Annotated in this window: 13 protein-coding genes and 2 CRISPR repeat arrays; of the genes, 12 read left to right on the forward strand and 1 reads right to left on the reverse strand. The window is 53.1% G+C overall.

The window, feature by feature from the left end; genetic code table 11:
- Nucleotides 1–101 precede the first annotated feature (101 nt).
- From RHH81_RS02250 to RHH81_RS02300, 11 genes are all read left to right on the forward strand, one after another.
- Complete coding sequence (locus RHH81_RS02250) at nucleotides 102–722, forward strand: flavin prenyltransferase UbiX (protein WP_310743311.1); 621 nt, start codon at nucleotides 102–104, stop codon at nucleotides 720–722.
- Complete coding sequence (locus tag RHH81_RS02255; RefSeq protein WP_310743312.1) at nucleotides 722–1237, forward strand: hypothetical protein; 516 nt, start codon at nucleotides 722–724, stop codon at nucleotides 1235–1237. The genes RHH81_RS02250 and RHH81_RS02255 overlap by 1 nt, the downstream gene beginning before the upstream one ends.
- Before the next feature lie 30 nt (nucleotides 1238–1267).
- Nucleotides 1268–1930, forward strand: a complete 663-nt coding sequence (locus tag RHH81_RS02260) for an SDR family oxidoreductase (protein ID WP_286668649.1) — start codon at nucleotides 1268–1270, stop codon at nucleotides 1928–1930.
- Nucleotides 1931–1985: 55 nt separating this feature from the next.
- A complete protein-coding gene (locus tag RHH81_RS02265; RefSeq protein ID WP_399364952.1) occupies nucleotides 1986–2609 on the forward strand; it encodes a lysozyme in 624 nt (207 codons plus the stop codon).
- A gap of 194 nt (nucleotides 2610–2803) precedes the next feature.
- A CRISPR array of direct repeats spans nucleotides 2804–3806; the repeat unit is 36 nt; unit sequence CTTGCTTCCCTTCGGGGAAGTAGATTAAATGGAAAC.
- A 216-nt stretch (nucleotides 3807–4022) separates the two neighbouring features.
- The gene (gene metH, locus RHH81_RS02270) at nucleotides 4023–7574 is read left to right on the forward strand and encodes a methionine synthase (protein WP_310743313.1); all 3552 of its coding nucleotides are present in this window, start codon (nucleotides 4023–4025) and stop codon (nucleotides 7572–7574) included.
- A 241-nt stretch (nucleotides 7575–7815) separates the two neighbouring features.
- On the forward strand, nucleotides 7816–9147 hold the full coding sequence (locus tag RHH81_RS02275) for a four-carbon acid sugar kinase family protein (protein WP_310743314.1): 1332 nt from the start codon (nucleotides 7816–7818) through the stop codon (nucleotides 9145–9147).
- Between the two features lie 125 nt (nucleotides 9148–9272).
- The gene (locus RHH81_RS02280; RefSeq protein WP_302678739.1) at nucleotides 9273–9647 is read left to right on the forward strand and encodes a cytochrome c; all 375 of its coding nucleotides are present in this window, start codon (nucleotides 9273–9275) and stop codon (nucleotides 9645–9647) included.
- A gap of 92 nt (nucleotides 9648–9739) precedes the next feature.
- Nucleotides 9740–9955: a regulatory protein SipA gene (sipA, locus tag RHH81_RS02285; protein ID WP_302677217.1), complete on the forward strand. Its 216-nt coding sequence runs from the start codon at nucleotides 9740–9742 to the stop codon at nucleotides 9953–9955.
- A 13-nt stretch (nucleotides 9956–9968) separates the two neighbouring features.
- Nucleotides 9969–11108, forward strand: coding sequence for a glycosyltransferase (locus RHH81_RS02290; protein WP_310743315.1), 1140 nt, complete (start codon nucleotides 9969–9971; stop codon nucleotides 11106–11108).
- A gap of 32 nt (nucleotides 11109–11140) precedes the next feature.
- A CRISPR array of direct repeats spans nucleotides 11141–14816; the repeat unit is 36 nt; unit sequence GTGCTCAACGCCTTACGGCATCAGAGGTAGAGGCAC.
- Between the two features lie 465 nt (nucleotides 14817–15281).
- The gene (gene rlmN, locus RHH81_RS02295) at nucleotides 15282–16295 is read left to right on the forward strand and encodes a 23S rRNA (adenine(2503)-C(2))-methyltransferase RlmN (RefSeq protein ID WP_206201582.1); all 1014 of its coding nucleotides are present in this window, start codon (nucleotides 15282–15284) and stop codon (nucleotides 16293–16295) included.
- A 59-nt stretch (nucleotides 16296–16354) separates the two neighbouring features.
- Entirely contained in the window at nucleotides 16355–18196 is a 1842-nt protein-coding gene (locus tag RHH81_RS02300; protein WP_310743316.1) for an NYN domain-containing protein, read from the forward strand.
- On the opposite strand, the gene RHH81_RS02305 is transcribed toward RHH81_RS02300, so the two are convergent.
- Nucleotides 18193–18921 (reverse strand): response regulator transcription factor, encoded by a 729-nt coding sequence (locus RHH81_RS02305; protein ID WP_206200901.1) that lies wholly within the window; start codon nucleotides 18919–18921, stop codon nucleotides 18193–18195. The genes RHH81_RS02300 and RHH81_RS02305 overlap by 4 nt on opposite strands.
- Nucleotides 18922–19403: 482 nt before the next feature.
- On the opposite strand from RHH81_RS02305, the gene RHH81_RS02310 reads away from it, so the two are divergent.
- Complete coding sequence (locus RHH81_RS02310) at nucleotides 19404–21071, forward strand: DUF3370 domain-containing protein (RefSeq protein ID WP_302678743.1); 1668 nt, start codon at nucleotides 19404–19406, stop codon at nucleotides 21069–21071.
- The last annotated feature ends 4 nt before the right edge of the window (nucleotides 21072–21075 follow it).

A 21075-nucleotide genomic window follows, 5' to 3' on the forward strand; every position in this document is an offset into this window, starting at 1 on the left:
GCATTTACCAAGTCGCGTTGGGCGGGATTGCAGTGCATCAAAAGGGGACGGTTGCCCTAACTTTGTTAACCTTATAACGGTTTTGTTTGGTGATCGCGGTTGTGACCTCCTCTTCTTTGCCAATTGTTTTGGGTGTAACGGGTGCATCGGGTCTCATTTACGCAGTGCGTGCCATTAAATTTCTATTACAGGCGGACTATCCTATTCAATTAGTGGCATCAAAGGCCGTGCACCAGGTGTGGCAAGCAGAATATGGCCTCACCCTGCCGATTCAGCCCGAGAAGCAGGAACTGTTTTGGCGCCAACAAGCCCAAGTCTGGACGGGATCCCTCACCTGTCACCGACCCACGGATGTGGCAGCGGCGATCGCCAGTGGTTCCTTTCGCACCTTGGGCATGGTGATTCTGCCCTGTAGTATGAGTACGGTCGCTAAGTTGGCGGCAGGACTGAGTTCGGATCTCCTAGAGCGGGTGGCCGATGTCCACCTCAAGGAACACCGTCCGTTGGTGCTGGTGCCCCGCGAAACGCCTTTTAGTCTCATTCATCTGCAAAACCTGACCCAATTGGCAATGGCCGGGGCGCGAATTGTACCCGCCATCCCTGCGTGGTATCACCGGCCGCAGACCATTGAGGATCTGGTGGATTTTGTCATCGCCCGTGCCCTTGATCAGTTAGGGTTAGATTGTGTGCCGCTGCAACGTTGGCAAGGATCCCTTTCCTAATGCGCGCTTGGATTTATCTGGGGGCGATCGCCCTGCTCAGTACACTGGTCGTCCAAAATTGGCAGCCGCTGGTCTCGCTGCGCTTTTTGGGACAGCAAACTCCGGCGCTCCCCCTTGCCGCTTGGCTTGTGGTGGCAGCCCTCTCAGGAATCGTGGCGGGGCAGTGTTTACTCTGGCTAACCGCAGAAGCGCCAGTAGCGCGGCCAACCCCGCGATCGCAACCCCCTGAACCAGAACTGGATGCCTCGATGCGTCCGCCGGAGGATGAACCAGAGATCGATACCAGCGATGTGGAGGATTGGTTTAGCGAGCCTGAGCCAGCCCCCCGCGAACCAGAGATTCAAGATCGCCCCCGCACGACCTACTCGTACCAATATCGCCCTTCCCGCAAAGCCACCGCCAAAGCCCCGCCACCCCCAGAAGAGGTTGTGGATGCCGAATACCGCATTCTGACGCCGCCACCCCCCAAGGACGCTCCCCCAGAGGATGAAGAAGACTGGGATATTCCCCTATGATCAAAGGCGTTGCCATCGGAGGAACAGCTTGTGAAAGTTGCCGTGGTTGGTGCCACAGGTCGCACGGGTCATCGCATTGTGAGTGCCCTACAAGCATCTGAGCATCAGGCGATCGCTGTTGTGCGCAATCCCGCCAAAGCCCAAGGGCGCTGGCCAACGGTAGAGATTCGCACCGCTGATGTGACCCAACCGCAGACGCTGCCCCCGGCGCTCAAAGAGTGTGAAGCAGTCATCTGTGCCACGGGAGCCAGCCCCAGCCTCAACCCCTTGGAACCCCTAAGTGTGGATTATCTGGGCACCAAGAATCTGGTGGATGCCGCCAAAGCTGCCCATGTGCAGCAGTTTATTCTCGTCTCGTCGCTGTGTGTCTCGCAATTTTTCCATCCCCTGAATCTTTTTTGGCTGATTTTGTATTGGAAGCAGCAGGCAGAACGTTATCTCCAAGAAAGCGGTCTAACTTACACGATTGTGCGGCCGGGGGGTCTGAAGGAAACCGATGACGGTGGCTTTCCGATCATTGCCCCAGCAGATACCCTCTTTGAGGGGAGTATCGCGCGATCGCGGGTGGCGGAAATCTGTGTGGCAGCCTTGGGCGAGCCGAGTGCCTACAACAAAATTTTTGAGGTGGTCAGCCGTCCTGATCAAACCCCAGCCGCCTATCCAGAGTTATTCCGCTCAATTGCGGCAGTGTGAGGATCAGTTGGTGCGGTTTTCCCGTTGGTTGCTGGCGATCGCTCTTCTAGTGGGCATGGGCTATTTCTTTTTTGGGTCGCGTTCAAGTGCCCTCTGGTGGTACTGGTACCGCTGGCAGCCGGGTCAAATTGCCCCCTTAGTCATGCAGGGGGGTGATCCCTATGTACGGGCACTGATGCGCACCATTTCTGCCAGTGAGGCCAACGACGCCAATCCCTACACCCTGCTCTATGGTGGCGAACACGTCCAAGACCTCAGCCAGCATCCCGATCGCTGTATTCCCATTCGCCGCGGTCCCAATCAGCACCTATGTACCACCGCCGCAGGCCGCTATCAATTTCTCACCACCACTTGGGAAGAAAAAGCCGCCCGCTATCATCCCCAACCGCCGAGCTGGTTTTGGCAGGGCTATAGCTTTGCCCCAGAGTATCAAGATCAGGTGGTCTATCGCTGGCTGACAGATCCGGCCGCTTGGAATGCCGATATTCCCCAACTCTTGCGGGAGGGACGTGTACAGGAAGTTTTTGCCCTACTGTCGGATACGTGGACTAGTCTGGGCTACGGCCTTGAAAGCAACCTGATCACACCCCACCTCGAAGAGATTTACCAGCAACTGTTGGCTCAAGAATTAGCCGCCTCCCAGACTGCACACTCTCCGGGGAGGGATGCGTTACGCTAGTCAATTTTCTCTGCCGACGGATCTATTCGAGTGCCCCAATTTCTGATTCTTGCGTAGAATCCCTCGGAGTCGCTCTAGAAGAGGGTTTGAGTATTTTCAGTGGCTTCGTAGAAAATGATTTGACACCCCTCGCAGGGGATCCCTCGGAACAGGGGGTTGCAATCCGCTCAGGGAGAGGCTATATTGAAGATGCTCTTGCTTCCCTTCGGGGAAGTAGATTAAATGGAAACAGTCAGGTTTTGACGAAAGTCGGTTGGAACGTACAGAACTTGCTTCCCTTCGGGGAAGTAGATTAAATGGAAACATAAGTTCGGGGTGGCTTTTCAGAAAAGCCACAATAGCTTGCTTCCCTTCGGGGAAGTAGATTAAATGGAAACATAAAAGGCGGTAAAGAATCTAATGAGAGTTTTGCCTTGCTTCCCTTCGGGGAAGTAGATTAAATGGAAACTTCCAATTCTGGTTTTCTTCTTTTTATTCATAAACTTCTCCTTGCTTCCCTTCGGGGAAGTAGATTAAATGGAAACATAGCTCCTCCTTTCTTTTTCCAAAAAATAACACTACCTTGCTTCCCTTCGGGGAAGTAGATTAAATGGAAACACTTTCCCCATTGTTTTGGGGATACTGGCATTCATCTTGCTTCCCTTCGGGGAAGTAGATTAAATGGAAACATTACTATCACTGTTATTGCTATTGTTATCGCTGCCAGCTTGCTTCCCTTCGGGGAAGTAGATTAAATGGAAACGCCGATGGGCAGAAGTTTACATGGATGAAACGGTTTGCTTGCTTCCCTTCGGGGAAGTAGATTAAATGGAAACTTTATTCTTTTTTGTTTTAGTCTTTCGTACATTTCCAGTACTTGCTTCCCTTCGGGGAAGTAGATTAAATGGAAACATTTGCCGAATTGTCTGGGATTTTCCAATCCCAGGTACCCCGTCTTGCTTCCCTTCGGGGAAGTAGATTAAATGGAAACTTAATGGTTTGCTTACTGCCCCAAACTTCATCTTGACACTTGCTTCCCTTCGGGGAAGTAGATTAAATGGAAACTTTATCGATTTTTTGCACTGTGTCTACACCCAGCGCATTAGCACTTGCTTCCCTTCGGGGAAGTAGATTAAATGGAAACTTTAATTCCTTCAGGGCTCGGTAGAGGCTGGACTTCGGCTTGCTTCCCTTCGGGGAAGTAGATTAAATGGAAACAACAAGAACAGAGAAATACTGTCATCAAAAACAGGCTGAGTACTCAGTTTTTTGAAGGGGGGTGTTGAATTCTATTTTTTCTGCACCCCTAATTTTTTTGTCGCAAGAAGTGTCAAGGCCGAGCTGTCAGTTCCATCCGTGAGCAAAGGGCTGTACCGCTCCCGGAGAGATTAAAATCAGAAAAACCCTCTGGTGCAAATCGGCTGGCCTTGGTGGATGTCTATGTCGTTTCTTGAGTATCTCCATGCAGAACCGCGGCGCGTCATTGTCTTTGATGGCGCAATGGGCACGAATCTTCAGGCGCAAAACCTGACGGCAGAGGACTTTGGGGGCAAGGCGTACGAAGGCTGCAATGAATACTTGGTCATCAGCAAGCCAGAGGCGGTGGCCAAGGTGCATCGGGACTTTTTGGCAGCAGGCGCCGATGTCATTGAAACAAATACCTTTGGAGCCTCCTCCGTTGTTCTCAGTGAATACAATTTGGGCGATCGCGCCTACGAAATTAGCAAGAAAGCCGCCGAACTGGCCAAGTCCGTGGCCGCTGAATTTAGCACCCCCGAAAAACCCCGCTTTGTCGCTGGCTCAATGGGGCCTGGTACCAAACTCCCCACCCTTGGCCACATCGACTACGACACCCTCTACACAGCTTTTCGCGAACAAGCGGCGGGTCTCTTTGATGGCGGGGTTGACCTATTTATTATTGAAACCTGCCAAGACGTGCTGCAAATCAAGGCGGCACTCAATGGGGTAATGGCCGTCTTTCGAGAACGGGGAGAACGCCGCCCTCTCATGGTCTCCGTGACGATGGAGCAGCAGGGCACGATGCTGGTTGGCTCGGAAATTGGTGCTGCCCTGACGATTCTGGAACCCTATCCCATTGATATTTTGGGACTCAACTGCGCCACAGGGCCTGACCTGATGACGGAGCATATCCGCTACCTCTCGCAGCACTCCCCCTTTGTGATTTCCTGCATTCCCAACGCCGGCTTGCCTGAGAACATTGGTGGTTGTGCCTACTACAAATTAACACCGATGGAACTGCGGCTAGCCCTCACCCGCTTTGTCGAGGACTTTGGGGTGCAAGTGATTGGCGGCTGTTGCGGCACTCGACCGGATCACATTGCTGCCCTTGCCGAAATTGCTGCCACCCTGACCCCCAAGGCGCGATCGCCCCAACGGATTCCCGCGGCTGCCTCGATCTACAGCCCGCAGCCCTACGACCAAGAGAATTCCTTCCTGATCATTGGTGAGCGGCTCAATGCCAGTGGCTCGAAAAAATGCCGCGATCTCCTCAATGCCGAAGACTGGGATGGCCTCGTTGCCCTTGCCCGTGCCCAAGTGCGTGAAGGTGCCCACATCCTTGATGTCAACGTGGACTATGTGGGGCGCGATGGCGTGCGGGATATGCACGAGTTGGTGTCGCGGTTGGTTACCAATGTCACCCTGCCCCTGATGCTTGACTCTACGGAGTGGCAAAAGATGGAAGCGGGGCTAAAGGTGGCGGGGGGCAAATGCCTGCTCAACTCCACCAACTTTGAGGATGGTGAACCCCGCTTTTACAAAGTTTTGGAACTGGCGAAAACCTATGGCGCTGGCGTTGTGGTCGGCACGATTGATGAAGAGGGGATGGCACGAACGGCTGAGAAAAAGTTTGCCATTGCTGAACGGGCTTATAAAGCCGCCCTTGACTACGGCATTCCCCCCTACGAGATTTTCTTTGACCCTTTGGCACTGCCGATTTCCACAGGGATTGAGGAGGATCGGGTCAACGGTCGGGAAACCATTGCCGCCATTCGCCGTATCCGCGCTGAACTCCCCGGCTGTCATATTTTGCTGGGGGTCTCGAATATCTCCTTTGGTTTGAACCCAGCGGCTCGCCAAGTCCTGAACTCGATGTTTCTCCATGAGGCGATGCAGGCGGGCATGGATGCTGCCATTGTCAGTGCTGCCAAGATTCTGCCCTTGGCGAAAATTGAGCCAGAGCACCAAGAAGTGTGCCGTGATCTGATCTATGATCGGCGGCGATTTGAGGGGGACGTGTGTGTCTATGACCCCCTTGCGGAACTGACCCGCCTCTTTGAGGGCAAAACCACCCAACCGGATCGCTCGCAGGTGGAGAACCTGCCCATTGAGGAGCGGCTAAAGCGCCACATTATTGATGGCGATCGCCTTGGTCTTGAGGACACCCTCGCCAAAGCCCTTGAAACCTATGCTCCCCTTGAAATTATCAATACCTTCTTGCTCGATGGCATGAAGGTGGTGGGTGAACGCTTTGGCGCTGGGCAGATGCAACTGCCCTTTGTTTTGCAGTCCGCAGAAACGATGAAGGCCGCCGTCGCCTACCTCGAACCCTTTATGGAGAAATCTGCCACGGGGGACACCGCCAAGGGCACGGTTGTGATTGCCACGGTGAAGGGGGATGTCCATGATATTGGCAAAAACTTGGTGGATATTATCCTCACCAACAATGGCTATCGGGTGATTAACTTGGGGATTAAGCAACCCGTTGAAAATATCATCCAAGCCTATGAGGCGCATCAGGCAGACTGCATTGCCATGAGTGGCCTCTTGGTGAAATCCACCGCCTTTATGAAGGAGAATCTGGAGGTCTTTAATGAGCGAGGCATTACCGTTCCCGTGATTCTGGGGGGGGCGGCCCTCACACCCAAATTTGTCTACGAGGATTGCCGCGCCACCTACCACGGTCAAGTGATCTACGGCAAGGATGCCTTTGCCGATTTGCACTTTATGGATCGGTTGATGCGGGCAAAGGCCGCAGGGCAGTGGGACGATCGCCAAGGATTTTTGGATGGCACAACGGTCTCTCCCCCAGAGGCAGAGGCCACACCGGCGATCGCCCCCGAACCCCCCTCGGTGACTGAACCCGAAACGCCAGAAGTAGTAGATACACGCCGTTCTGAAGCTGTTGCGGTGGAGATTCCCCGCCCCACACCCCCCTTCTGGGGCATTCGTCACCTCAAGGCGGATCAGATTCCCCTTTCTGAGGTCTTTGCCTATCTGGATCTCCAAGCCCTGATTGCGGGTCAGTGGCAGTTTCGCAAACCCAAGGATCAAGACCGTACCACCTATGATGCTTTCCTTGCCGAGAAGGTCTATCCCATCCTTGAGGAGTGGAAACAGCGCATCCTTGCGGAAAACCTACTCCATCCTGAACTGATTTATGGCTACTTCCCCTGCCAAAGTGAGGGTAACACGGTCTATATCTACGATCCGCAGCGGGTTGGTGACAAAAGTGCCTGCATCCCTGAGCGGGCGATCGCCCAGTTTACCTTCCCCCGCCAAAAGAGTGGCCGCCGCCTCTGTATTGCCGACTTTTTTGCCCCTGCGGCATCGGGCATCATTGATGTCTTTCCCATGCAAGCGGTGACCGTTGGTGAAATTGCTACCCAAGTGGCGCAGGAGCTATTTGCGGCCAATCAATACAGTGACTACCTCTACTTCCACGGCATGGCGGTGCAAACGGCGGAAGCCCTCGCAGAGTGGTGTCATGCCCGCATTCGCCGTGAATTGGGCTGCACTCCCGATCCAGAGTCGATTCGCGATATTCTTGCCCAGCGCTACCAAGGCTCCCGCTATAGCTTTGGCTATCCTGCCTGCCCCAATATGCAGGATCAATATACGCAACTGCGACTCCTCGAGAGCGATCGCATGGGGATGTATATGGACGAGAGTGAACAACTCTACCCTGAGCAATCCACCACGGCGATCATCTGCTACCATCCCACCGCCAAGTATTTCAGCGTCTAAGCCTCAGCTTTCTTCGTGCTAAAACTAATCATTCAAAAGACGGTGCCATGGGTACACCAAGGGCATCCCCTAAACAGGCACCCAATAATCCATTGACAACATATTCAGCATTCATAGGGAGCAACCAGATCGGATTTTTCAAGAGTTCTCAAGAATTCTTATCACCCTAGGTACCCCATGTTTTAGAAAAGAACTGTCGCGATCGCCCCAATGATAAACTGCAAACGAAAGAGTGTCGGAGATGCCCTCGGTGACGCGCCCAAAAATGATTGTTCTAGATGATGACCCCACCGGTTCGCAGACAGTTCACAGTTGCCTGCTGTTGACCCGCTGGGATGTGGATACCCTCTGTCGTGGCCTCACCGATCCTGTGCCCATTTTCTTTATCCTCACCAATACCCGTGCTTTGCCACCAGAAATCGCAGCGGAGGTCACGCGCACCGTTTGCTGTCATTTGAAGGCGGCGATCGCCCAAACTGGTACCACCGATTACATGGTTGTCAGCCGTTCCGACTCCACCCTCCGCGGCCACTACCCCCTTGAAACCGATGTGATTGCCGCTGAACTGGGACCCTTTGATGCCCATTTTCTGGTGCCTGCCTTTTTAGAGGGGGGGCGCATTACCCGTGATAGCCAGCACTATCTGCTTGTTGCAGGTCAGCCGGTGCCCGTTCATGAAACGGAGTTTGCCCGCGATTCCGTCTTTGGCTATCACCACAGCTACTTACCCGACTATGTGGCCGAAAAGACCCAAGGGCGCATCCCCGCCGCAGCCGTAGAGCGTTTTGTCCTTGCCGATGTGCGCAATCCAGAGACCCTGCGCAGCCGCTTGAGTCAGTTACAAGGCAATGTCTGCGGGGTGGTGGATGCCGAGAGCCAAGAGGATTTAGACCAGTTTGCAGCAGCAGTGCTTGAGCTTGCCAGCCAAGGAAAACGCTTTTTGTTCCGCAGTGCTGCCAGTTTGCTCACGGCCTTAGCGCAGCTGCCGCCCCAGCCCACCCCCCCAGAGGCAATGGCCACCTATTGCCGCCCTGGCCGCTATGGTGCGATTTTGGTGGGTTCCCACGTGCGCAAAACCACTGAACAACTGACCGCTTTGCTGGAGGAACCCGATGTGTTTCCCATTGAAGTGCCCGTGGCTCGATTGCGCGACAGTGGGGCGGCTGAACCTGACATTATCAACGAAGTCTTGGCGGCAGTGGATCAGGCGATCGCCAGTGAGAAAACCCCCGTCATCTTTACCAGTCGTGAGGAACTCACCTTCGCGGATGCAGTGACACGGTTAGCCTTTGGGCAGCGAGTCTCGGAAGTGCTGATGGCGATCGTCCAGCAGTTGCCCGCCGATTTGCGCTACCTGATCAGCAAGGGGGGCATCACCTCCAACGATGTGCTGAGTAAGGGCTTAAACTTAGCCACGGTTCGCCTCTTGGGGCAAGTGATTCCGGGCTGCTCCGTGGTGCGCACGGGTGCTGATCATCCCCGTTTTCCCGCATTACCAGTGGTGCTGTTCCCCGGCAATGTCGGCGATCGCGAGGCATTGCGCATGGTGTATCGTCGCTTTCACAGTCCTTAGTGGATAGCTCAAGCCCTTGCTTTTGTCTAGGAATTTTTACTTAGTGGCTTGAATCTCGCTGAGCTCAGGGTTTAGAATGCAGTTGTAACAATAATAAACAATTTTTAATCTTTCCCGATAAGTGAATGAGTTTAGTCAACACGGTTGGGGTTCGATCAACGGTATGGCGCTGGCTGCTGCCTGTCTTGGTCGTGCTGGTGGTGGGTGGCGGTTGGGGGGTTTCTCTGCTATTGCCCCTGCGGGATCCCTACATTCAATCGGTACGAGCAGCGGTGGGCGATCCGAGTCGCGGCGAGCAAATTTTTATTCTCAACTGTGCGGCTTGTCATGGCATTGATGGCAAGGGCGAAGTGGGTCCTAGCCTTGTGCAGATTAGCCACCGCCGATCGCAAGCAAAGCTCATCCAGCAAATTATTAGCGGCGATACCCCTCCCATGCCCAAGTTTCAAGCCCAACCCCAAGACATGGCCGACCTATTAAGCTACTTGAAGACACTCTAAAACTTTTGACAAAAATCTCACAGGCGAAACCAGTATATTAAATTGAAAATTGTGCTACCAGAATTACGCATTTCGAGCATTCTTTGGTGGGAATGGAAGAAGCCTTTGCGGTGGGCGATCGCGTTCGCCTTGTGGAACTGCCCCCCTATGTGAAAACAGCGGAGCCAATGCCAATGTTGCGTCCCGCCAGTATCCTCACCCTCGGTGAAGAGGGGGTGATCCTCGGCCAGCAACCGGGGAACTATTGGGTCGTGCGCCTAGCGCGGGGTGCCTTTTTGCTGGAAGCCAAGTATCTCAAACGGCTGTAGTGCCTTCGCTGCTATGGCTCCGCTGCTGTCCCTGTGCATGATTGTCAAAAACGAAGCCCATCAATTACGGCGCTGCTTGCAGTCGGTGCAGCCTTGGGTGGATGAAATCATTGTTGTGGACACGGGTTCCACCGATGGGACGATCGCCATTGCCCGCGAGTTTACCCCCCATGTCCACGCCGTTGTCTGGCAAGCAGATTTTGCTGCCGCCCGCAATGCCTCCCTAGCCCATGCAAGCGGGGAGTGGGTCTTTTACATTGATGCCGATGAAGAATTGGTGGTTACAGATCCCCAATGGCGAGACCAGTTGAGCGCTGCAAGTGGGGATGCCATCAATCAGTGGAGTCTGCTGCGCCGTGAACAGGCGAGCGATCGCAACTGGAGTGAGTTTTGGAATGTCCGCTTTGGCCGCCGTTTTCCTGATCTTCACTTTGCCGGGGCACTCCATGAGCAACTCTATTACCGCGAACGCCCAGCGGTGGTGGGTCAGTTGCAGGGGGTCTATCTCATTCACCACAACCAACAGACGCCAGATCAGTTTCTGGCAAAGCTTCGCGATCGCAATATTCCCATCCTCGAAAAAATGGTGCAGCAGGGCGATCGCCGACTGCAAAACTTGGTGTGTCTTGGAGATCACTATGCCGCCTGTGGCGATGGCGATCGCGCCCAAGCTTGGTATGAACAAGCCCTTGAGCAAATTGCCCCTGCCGTGGCACAGGGAATTCTGCCTCAGGAGACGACTTGGCTGCGCCATCTTCTTTTTTGGGTGAGCTACCGTGCCTTTGAGGCCAAGGACTACGAAACGGCTCAGTATTACCTCAGCTATGGCCTACGCTTCTTTGATCGCTATCCGCCCCTACTCTATGTGGCGGGGTTACTCATCTTTGAATTGGGCTTGCATCGCGGAGCCTTGCCCTACTTTCACCGCTGTTTAGAACTCTTTGAGCAGGGAACCTACGATCGCGCTGAACCCTTCGATCGCCAGTGGATGACCACCCAACCTGCCTATAGTCTAGGTTTTACCTACATGACCCTTCAGGAGCGCGATCGCGCCATCGCCTATTTTCAAAAGACCCTTGAATTTAACCCTGACTATTCCCCTGCGCAGATGTACCTGCAACAACTGTTGACGGCATCGGCAAATCAAGGGTGATGCGAGTTCCCGCCCCTGCTGCCGAGCGAATCCAGTGCTCAACGCCTTACGGCATCAGAGGTAGAGGCACTCGTTCCGCCTCTGCTCGTCCTGCTTTTACCCCTGTCAGTGCTCAACGCCTTACGGCATCAGAGGTAGAGGCACGAAGGCCGTCCAAGCAAGGCCGTCCAAGCAAGGCCGTCGTGCTCAACGCCTTACGGCATCAGAGGTAGAGGCACATGCCCCTGTCCCTTGAGGACGACTGCCCCCTAAGGTGCTCAACGCCTTACGGCATCAGAGGTAGAGGCACAGATGATAGAATTCTGCAGGGATTGTGTAAGAATGTGCTCAACGCCTTACGGCATCAGAGGTAGAGGCACAGAGAAGGCCTAGGGAAGGCCGCTGAAGGCTAGGGGAGTGCTCAACGCCTTACGGCATCAGAGGTAGAGGCACGAGAAAGAAGAATATGCAGTAGTTCGTGCACTACTAGTGCTCAACGCCTTACGGCATCAGAGGTAGAGGCACAGGTAAAACAGCGCGCAACCCTTCTTGCTGTAAAAGTGCTCAACGCCTTACGGCATCAGAGGTAGAGGCACGGGAAAATACCCAAATTACTAATTAAAACATTTTGTGTTTGTGCTCAACGCCTTACGGCATCAGAGGTAGAGGCACGATAAATATTCCAAGAAGTACAACGCCCTGGTGGTGCTCAACGCCTTACGGCATCAGAGGTAGAGGCACGCCGGCTAACGCAACATGGGTCAGAGTTGCAGACACGTGCTCAACGCCTTACGGCATCAGAGGTAGAGGCACAGAAATCCCCATAGTATATGCCCCAAATCTTTGCGTGCTCAACGCCTTACGGCATCAGAGGTAGAGGCACTCTCGGTCAATTGTATAAATGTGCAGAACATTTAGTGCTCAACGCCTTACGGCATCAGAGGTAGAGGCACGCTCCATAAAACGCTCCGTGTCTTTTGCATCCTCTTGTGCTCAACGCCTTACGGCATCAGAGGTAGAGGCACATGAATAATTATTTCTCTAGAGGTATTCTTTATCGTGCTCAACGCCTTACGGCATCAGAGGTAGAGGCACATCTACCCCTGTTTGAATAGATTCAATGCGGTTATTGTGCTCAACGCCTTACGGCATCAGAGGTAGAGGCACATGAATAATTATTTCTCTAGAGGTATTCTTTATCGTGCTCAACGCCTTACGGCATCAGAGGTAGAGGCACCACCTTTGGCCAATTGCCGCATATGCTCAATATAAGGTGCTCAACGCCTTACGGCATCAGAGGTAGAGGCACACGTGTATCCTTATGGAACCAATCATTATACTTCAGAGTGCTCAACGCCTTACGGCATCAGAGGTAGAGGCACTTCGTTTACCAGATTGATTTAATCTCAACCATAATGTGCTCAACGCCTTACGGCATCAGAGGTAGAGGCACTAGAAATCCTCTCTAGACTGGATACGCGATTAGAGGTGCTCAACGCCTTACGGCATCAGAGGTAGAGGCACTCTTCGCCAAAATTTGACTGTGCGTCTACCCAACGGTGCTCAACGCCTTACGGCATCAGAGGTAGAGGCACTACCCTACTTTAAGCCAACGACCGCCTTGACGTGCTCAACGCCTTACGGCATCAGAGGTAGAGGCACCAAGGACAAGGACGACGTGGGACGACCTTCCAAGGAGTGCTCAACGCCTTACGGCATCAGAGGTAGAGGCACAATTCTGAAATGGCAGACTTTTTTTGGAACAGACGTGCTCAACGCCTTACGGCATCAGAGGTAGAGGCACTTTCTCATTGCGTTAAAATATCTTTTTTCTTTTATATGTGCTCAACGCCTTACGGCATCAGAGGTAGAGGCACTCCTTGTCCTCCTGTTCGCCCTAGCCATCCCTGTCCTGTGCTCAACGCCTTACGGCATCAGAGGTAGAGGCACGTGTGAGGTTCCCGATTTGAGCTTGTTCTTAGTAGTGCTCAACGCCTTACGGCATCAGAGGTAGAGGCACCTGTTCTGCGTCGTTTACGATTACTAGGTGTTCAAGTGCTCAACGCCTTACGGCATCAGAGGTAGAGGCACTCGCGAGTAACTCTTAAATCAGTTACTCGAACTACTCGTGCTCAACGCCTTACGGCATCAGAGGTAGAGGCACATTTATTGCCTTTGAAAGAAAATTTGCATCCTGAAAGTGCTCAACGCCTTACGGCATCAGAGGTAGAGGCACATCTACCCCTGTTTGAATAGATTCAATGCGGTTATTGTGCTCAACGCCTTACGGCATCAGAGGTAGAGGCACAGTTCTGATAAAGACGAAGCCTCTTTAGATGAGAAGTGCTCAACGCCTTACGGCATCAGAGGTAGAGGCACAACGCGGTTTGACGCAACACTTCACAACGCTGTGTGCTCAACGCCTTACGGCATCAGAGGTAGAGGCACGTCGAGGGCAGCAGTCGAGCGTCCCCTTTCCCCGCGTGCTCAACGCCTTACGGCATCAGAGGTAGAGGCACCCGCTAAATCTGCTGAAGTTACTGAATCTACTGGTGCTCAACGCCTTACGGCATCAGAGGTAGAGGCACCGCCCCTCTTGGGCAACCCTCTCGCCCCTCTTGGGGTGCTCAACGCCTTACGGCATCAGAGGTAGAGGCACAGTTTTAGGTAGCGCTTATGCACTGCCACGGCTTGGTGCTCAACGCCTTACGGCATCAGAGGTAGAGGCACTTGACAGGAGAGCCTTTTTTAGGTCGTTTTCATAGTGCTCAACGCCTTACGGCATCAGAGGTAGAGGCACGCCGAGAAAAAGCTTAGGCTAGAATTTGGTTACCGTGCTCAACGCCTTACGGCATCAGAGGTAGAGGCACGAGGGAGATTTATGTTAGTCAAAAAATACTTGTTTCGTGCTCAACGCCTTACGGCATCAGAGGTAGAGGCACGAAAAAGGGCGGCAAAGAGTTCAGTGAAAGTCTTGTGTGCTCAACGCCTTACGGCATCAGAGGTAGAGGCACTAGAATCAGAGTTAAAAGTGTTGGAGGTTAAACGAGTGCTCAACGCCTTACGGCATCAGAGGTAGAGGCACCAATTAAGTTTTCCCTCAAATCACGTGGGGCGTACAGGTGCTCAACGCCTTACGGCATCAGAGGTAGAGGCACCTTTATTTTCTTTACAATGGCTTTTTTTGTGGGCTGTGCTCAACGCCTTACGGCATCAGAGGTAGAGGCACGGGTAAAGTGTTAATAAACGCTTCTCCCCAATTAAAACGTGCTCAACGCCTTACGGCATCAGAGGTAGAGGCACCTGACTGGAAGGCGGATTCCATTCTCTGTCAAAGTGCTCAACGCCTTACGGCATCAGAGGTAGAGGCACGGGATCGTATACATTACCTGTTTTACGATCGACATAGTGCTCAACGCCTTACGGCATCAGAGGTAGAGGCACCCCTACTATTGCGCCGACGTCTCGGTTCTCAAGTGCTCAACGCCTTACGGCATCAGAGGTAGAGGCACCAAATGCGCACGTCCAAGCTATTGTTTAGGTATTTGTGCTCAACGCCTTACGGCATCAGAGGTAGAGGCACGCACAACGGCCAAGGAACGGCCAAGGAACGGCAGAGAAGTGCTCAACGCCTTACGGCATCAGAGGTAGAGGCACGACCACACACTAGAAAAAACTTTTTTTCGCGCCAAAGTGCTCAACGCCTTACGGCATCAGAGGTAGAGGCACAGCGGCGCCCTAGAAATGCCTCTAGGACTAGCTTAGCACAGTCACTTTTCAAGCACCTCTGGCACTTGGTTTTTTTGTGACTGTAAAATTTTTAGCCTCGGCCAGTATTCAGTTGTCAATCCCGCTCTGGGGAATAGGTTCAGAGATTTTCAAGCACCTCTAAATCTAACAAAAACTCTCAAACCAAGTCAAGGGGCTATCTTTGAATATCAGCCGTATCAGAGAATATTTGAATCCAGAGGTGCTTGCATGCGCCACAATCTTGGACAAAACTCAGCTGGCATTCTCTGGGGTCTCGCAAATTTTAGTGCTGCTGACCCGTCAGCAAGAGAAAGATTAACTGCTCTTAGCAAAACTGCAAAGCAATTGTCCCAGCGCCTCAGCGTTCTTTCTTGTGCCCCTATTCCAGAAAAGAGCAGGTTGGCAGTTTGTTAGGATCAAGGGGAAGTGAAGCGGTTGAACACTATGGCGCTGCTGGGACAGTCCGCAGTAGAGTTGAAAGCATGGGTCGAAGCCCAAGGGCAGCCTAGCTATCGGGCACAACAACTCCATCAGTGGCTCTATCAAAAGGGGGCGCGATCGCTCCAAGAGATTACAGTTTTTCCCAAACGGTGGCGTGATACCCTCGCAGGAGTAGAGATTGGCCGCTCAGAGATTCGCTATCGCCATGATGCCCAAGATGGCACTGTGAAGCTTCTGTTGACCTTAGCTGATGGCGAAACCATTGAAACGGTGGGCATTCCCAGTGGCGATCGCCTGACGGTGTGTGTGTCTTCCCAAGTGGGTTGCCCCATGGCCTGTGATTTTTGTGCCACGGGCAAAGGGGGCTATCGCCGCAATCTGGCTTGCCATGAAATCGTCGATCAGGTGCTAACGATCCAGAGTGAAATGAGGCGGCGCGTCAGCCATGTGGTGTTTATGGGTATGGGAGAGCCACTCTTAAACTTAGCGGCTGTTATCCCAGCGGTCACCTGCTTGAATCGCGATATTGGCATTGGTCAGCGGCACATTACCCTCTCAACGGTTGGTATTCCCCAACAAATTCAGCGACTGGCACAATATCAGTTGCAAATCACCCTTGCCGTCAGCCTCCATGCCCCCAACCAAGGCCTGCGAGAGCAGCTCATTCCCAGCGCCAAGCACTATCCCCTCAGACAGCTAATTGCCGATTGTCGTGCCTATGTGCAGCAAACGGGGCGCCGCGTCACCTTTGAATATACCGTTCTGGCGGGGGTCAACGATCGCCCCCAGCATGCTGAGGAGCTAGCGCAGCTATTGCGGGGCTTTCAGAGCCATGTCAATCTGATTCCCTACAATCCCATTGCAGAAGCAGCCTATCAGCGTCCCAGTGATCAGCAATTGCGACAATTTTTGGCTCAACTGCACGCCTTGGGGGTAACCGCCAGCATTCGGCGATCGCGGGGTCTGGATCGGCAAGCCGCCTGTGGCCAACTGCGCCAAGCCCAACTCAGTGCCTAAAGATTTTTTGCTATCATGATTCTCTAATTCATGTTATTCCTATCACATTTCCCTTTTGAATGAAGCCAGAGCTTTGGTTGATTGCTCCTGTTAGCGCGATCGCCCTCGGTGGTATTGCCACACTGATTCAACCCCAACAACCCTTAGCAACCCTTTTAGGGAGTGGCATCGGTGCCCTTGCAGGTGCACCCCTCATTGAAAAGAACCAACGCCGTAGCGATCGCCTCATTCGAGACATTCACACCGTCCTCTCCTCCTCCCCAGAGAGCACCGAACTCAAGGCACTTCTGCTGCAAGAACTGGCACAACAACGCCGACAACTCACTGACCTTGAACAGCACCTGCACCAAGCACTTCCTGAAGCCCTGCACCCAATTCACAACGAGATCATGCAGAGGCTGGAAACCCTCAAGGACAATCAAGGGGACGCTGCTGTTAACACGGCGACGGCGCAGCAACTTGAACCGCTCATTGAAGCCATTCATGCCCAGAGTGCGGCTCTGCAAACCATTCAGACACTCCTGCAAAGACCCCAACCCCCAGCAACCACCCTAAAAACCGCTGTCCTCTACGACATTGAGAACTTAGTCTTTAACCAAGGGCAGCGACTAGACCCCGCCAAAGTGAATGAGCTTGTTTCCCTAGACAACGTTCTGGAGGCAATTAAAAGCACTATTGATCTGGGGGAAATCGCCATCCAGCGTGCCTATGGGAACTGGCAAAATCAAATTCTCCAAGCCCTCAACGCCCAACTGGAGCGATCGCAAATCGAGCGGGTTGGCGTCTATGGTCGCAATCACAATCAGCGTAATGCAGCGGACATTCAACTTGCCCTTGATGCCATTGATCTAGCCTACCAGCATCCCGACATCAATACTTTTGTGCTCATCTCCGGCGATGGTGGCTTTGGCTCCATTGCCCTACGCCTACGGGATTACGGTAAAACCGTGATTGGCTGTGCCTACCGTAATGCCGCCAGTGATAGTTTTCAGCGGGTGTGCCACCGATTTATTTTCCTTGAGAATCCCTTCATTCAGTCCGACCCCGCCACCAATGGCAGAAACGGCACGCCTCCCCCGCGTCAACCCAATCAAGAAAATCGCACCGCGCCATTCTCACCTCGGCGTCTTCCCATTGAGCCGTTGAACTATGAACAAATTCCGCCATCGGCGATTCAACAACGGGAAACTGAAAAACTTTTGGAGCTATTCTCCTACTACACCACTGATGCAACAAGACGGCGAGAATTGGCTAGGGGTATGGTCTTTAATACCGTATTTTTAGAAATGAGATCCGTTGCCCCCCAATTGGATCCGCTGCGATTTGGCTTTTGCAAGCCCTCTGAATTAGTGGCCTACTTAACCACACACCATCAGTTACAAATTGGCGTTGCGGTGAATGGTCAATTGGGTAGAACGATTCTCTGCTGGCGCAATAACCTACCTGAGCGCTACACCCTGCGCACCTCCAGTCCCCAAACCATTCACACCGTCTCGATCTATCGTGGTATTTTTGCCGATGAAGTGGCGGCCGATTTTTTACTGACTCAGGTGGGACAGTGGTTAATTGCCCATCGTCCCCGCAATGCCCCTTTTGAGAGAATGATAAATATTATTCTTGAGCAAGCTCGTCGGCGGCAGCAGCGCATTGGTCAGCAGGGGATTAAGCGGGCGATCGCCAACTATGTCAAAGCGGGCGTTCTAACACGAACAGGGAACACCCTCACCCTCAACCCTGCCATCACGGACTTTTCTAGTTTGGCGATCGAGCTACAAATTCGCTTTCGCCAAGCCGTGGCAGAACGCCTCAGCAAGATTGGTGAAACCATCAATGAGCAGGTCTTTGCCCAAGCGGTTCCCCTCAAGCCTCTACAACTACCGACTGCGAACAACCCAACCTAGGATGCAGATGGTGGCTCAATCTGACTGGGCAGTTCCAGACAGTAGCCAGCCCCATAGACGGTTTTGATATAGCGCGGATTCCGCGGATCCGGCTCTAGTTTTGTCCGCAGGTGGCGGACGTGGACGCGAATAGTTTCAATATCATCATCGGGGTCATAGCCCCAGACTTCCTTGAGAATTTCACTGGGGGAGACCGTTTGGCCATGGCGTTGCAGCAGGCAGTGCAGGAGTTCAAATTCAAGGCGCGTCAGCTTAATAATTTTGCCAAACCAAGAGACCTCAAATCGTTCAGGCACTAGTGTCAATGGCCCATAGCTGAGGATTTCGCGATGGCCTGCCGTGGCGGGAATGCGATCGGCGCGGCGCAAGAGGGCGCGTACCCGGGCCAGCATTTCCTCCAATTCAAAGGGCTTGGTGAGATAGTCATCGGCACCGGCATTAAATCCTTCCACTTTATTATGGGTTTGGCTGAGGGCCGTCAACATCAAAATCGGAATATCTTGAGTACGGGGATCGCGGCGCAGGCGTTGGCAAATTGTAAAGCCATCCACTTGGGGCAACATCAGGTCAAGGAGAATCAGATCGGGAGAGAGTTGCACGGCGAGGGCTTGCCCTTGCATCCCATCTAAGGACTTTGTGACCTCGTAGCCCGCCATTTGCAGGTTAATTGCCAAAACGTCAGCGATCGCAGGGTCATCATCAATGATTAAGATGCGGGGCTTCATAAAATTGACAGTACTCAATCCTCACGGGCGGCCAACTACCGCTTCTGAGAGAATTATAAACATGGCAGCAAAAACCTTAAGACTTTGTTGAGTTTCTTTAGATTTTCTGAATATTTGACACCAATCTAGGGATACAGAACTTACTCTAAAATAAGGGATACCTCCAGCAGATCAGAGGCTATCCTGCATCAACTTGTCCAGTGCTGAGCGTGGCCAATCTATAGGACACTGAACAATCGAGAATTGGCCTAGACCACTTTCTAATCAGCACTTGGCGCAGTCTGAAACCCAGTTCTAGGCTGGCATTACGCGCAGCAAGCTAAACCGGAATTACGTTCATGCCGCGAGCTCTATGCGGTCTTGAGCGGATTTTCTACAAACCTAGGCTATACTTTGGGAATGCAACTTTTGGGCAGAAACGATGATCCTGTCCTGACTTTTGCGAACTGCTCACTCATGTAATGCTGTGGTTTGGATCGAATATGCTTGCTCCCATTCTTGTGGCACAAGCCGCTCTAGCAACTCCACCCCAACATGCATCCACTCTGGTACAGGGATATTCGCTTCGCTCGAATGTTGTTGTCCAAGCCAATACTGTACCCGCCAATCTAAGACCCCCTGAAGTCCCCTCGCCACCTGCGGCAACGGCCTACGTCACACCCACCAATTTTGCCTACTTCCCCCAAGACATTCGTCCTTTACCCGGCAAGTTGGACGATGTCCCCGTGTTTAACAGCAATAGTCCAGAGATGGTGCGCTCTGAGGGGATTCTCCTCTCCACCTTTCCACCCCACGGGAAATGGCAACCGGCGGCTCACCTCAACTATCCCTTAGAGGGGCGCTTTGATGTCTTTGCCCACCACATTACCCAATCCAATCGGGCGGTGAGTACGCCAACCCTCTATTTGGGGCTGCTTGCCTATAACCCAACGGATCGCTATGTCACGGTGAGATTTCATCAAGCCGCTAGTTTTTTAAGTACGCCAGATGCTCCCTTCCGCAATTTGCCCGCCATGCTCGATAACCCCACGGGCTTTGTTTTTTCAGGGCCTGGGAGTCGCGTCACCAACCAAGTGCTGCGGGGGGTACGGCAGACGTTCTTTCCCTCACAGATAACCATTCCCCCTCGCGAAGCGCGGATGCTGGCGAATTTGCCGCTGCCGTTGCCCACTCAATTTCCCAATGCGGTACTCAATCGGGTTCGGGCAGAGTTTATGCTCAATGCCGATGGCAGCGTCGGCCCCAAGTTACCCCTAATCCCGGATACAAATCCCTTTGGTGAGGTCTCCTCCTCCAATGGCCGTTCCACCCTGATGTATTTAGAAAGTAGTGGCCCGATTTACTTAGCGCAAATGTCAATGTTTGCCCGCATGAACGAGCAGGGCACCGAACGGGCACCCACCCTAGAGGAATGGTGGGCAATGCTCCATCGCGGTCAACTGGTTACCCCCCGCGACATTCCACCCACGCCCCCCAATAGTGGTCAGTTTGGGCGCTTCTTTTATGGCCGTGTGGCCGGTGTCAGTCAAGGCTCTCGCTGGCAAGCCACCCTCACCGATGGCCAAACCCATGGACAGGCTTTAACGATTCCGGCACCGGGGCGAGCCATCTCCTATGGCATTAGTACGCTGCACCGCGGCACCCTTGGCACGGGTCAAATTCAAAGTGCCCCCATGTTGGTACGCTATCCAGACACCGCCTACTACGCCCATGGCAATTATGGTGTTCACTATAGTTTGACCTTGCCCTTGGTCAACAATACCCGTCAGTTCCAGTCGGTGGTGCTAACGCTGCAAACCCCTCTCAAACAAGATCACCGCAGTGTCGTCCTCCAATTTTTGGAACCCCCGGCTCCCCAAGTGTTTTTCCGGGGAACGGTGCGTGTTCGCTTTACAGATGATTTAGGACAGAGGCAAGAGCGCTATGTCCATTTGGTACAGCGGCGGGGTCAGCGGGGAGAACCATTAGTGACATTAAATATGCGTCCAGGTGAAAAACGGGATGTTACTGTGGATCTACTCTACCCACCCGATGCCACCCCACCCCAAGTGCTGACAGTAGCGACATTGCTTGGTCCTAGCTATGAGAACACGACTCAAGTGCCGGCCGCTCCCAATTCTTTGTCCCTCACACCCGTGACGACACCCTAGGAGT

Source organism: Thermosynechococcus sp. PKX95, assembly GCF_031583295.1.
Classification (GTDB): Bacteria; Cyanobacteriota; Cyanobacteriia; order Thermosynechococcales; family Thermosynechococcaceae; genus Thermosynechococcus.

Coding starts and splice junctions, on each gene's coding strand:
- RHH81_RS02255 (WP_310743312.1), top strand. CDS start 722: ATGCGCGCTTGGATTTATCTGGGGGCGATCGCCCTGCTCAGTACACTG.
- RHH81_RS02265 (WP_399364952.1), top strand. CDS start 1,986: ATGGGCTATTTCTTTTTTGGGTCGCGTTCAAGTGCCCTCTGGTGGTAC.
- metH (WP_310743313.1), top strand. CDS start 4,023: ATGTCTATGTCGTTTCTTGAGTATCTCCATGCAGAACCGCGGCGCGTC.
- RHH81_RS02275 (WP_310743314.1), top strand. CDS start 7,816: ATGCCCTCGGTGACGCGCCCAAAAATGATTGTTCTAGATGATGACCCC.
- RHH81_RS02280 (WP_302678739.1), top strand. CDS start 9,273: ATGAGTTTAGTCAACACGGTTGGGGTTCGATCAACGGTATGGCGCTGG.
- sipA (WP_302677217.1), top strand. CDS start 9,740: ATGGAAGAAGCCTTTGCGGTGGGCGATCGCGTTCGCCTTGTGGAACTG.
- RHH81_RS02290 (WP_310743315.1), top strand. CDS start 9,969: ATGGCTCCGCTGCTGTCCCTGTGCATGATTGTCAAAAACGAAGCCCAT.
- rlmN (WP_206201582.1), top strand. CDS start 15,282: ATGGCGCTGCTGGGACAGTCCGCAGTAGAGTTGAAAGCATGGGTCGAA.
- RHH81_RS02300 (WP_310743316.1), top strand. CDS start 16,355: ATGAAGCCAGAGCTTTGGTTGATTGCTCCTGTTAGCGCGATCGCCCTC.
- RHH81_RS02305 (WP_206200901.1), bottom strand. CDS start 18,921: ATGAAGCCCCGCATCTTAATCATTGATGATGACCCTGCGATCGCTGAC.
- RHH81_RS02310 (WP_302678743.1), top strand. CDS start 19,404: ATGCTTGCTCCCATTCTTGTGGCACAAGCCGCTCTAGCAACTCCACCC.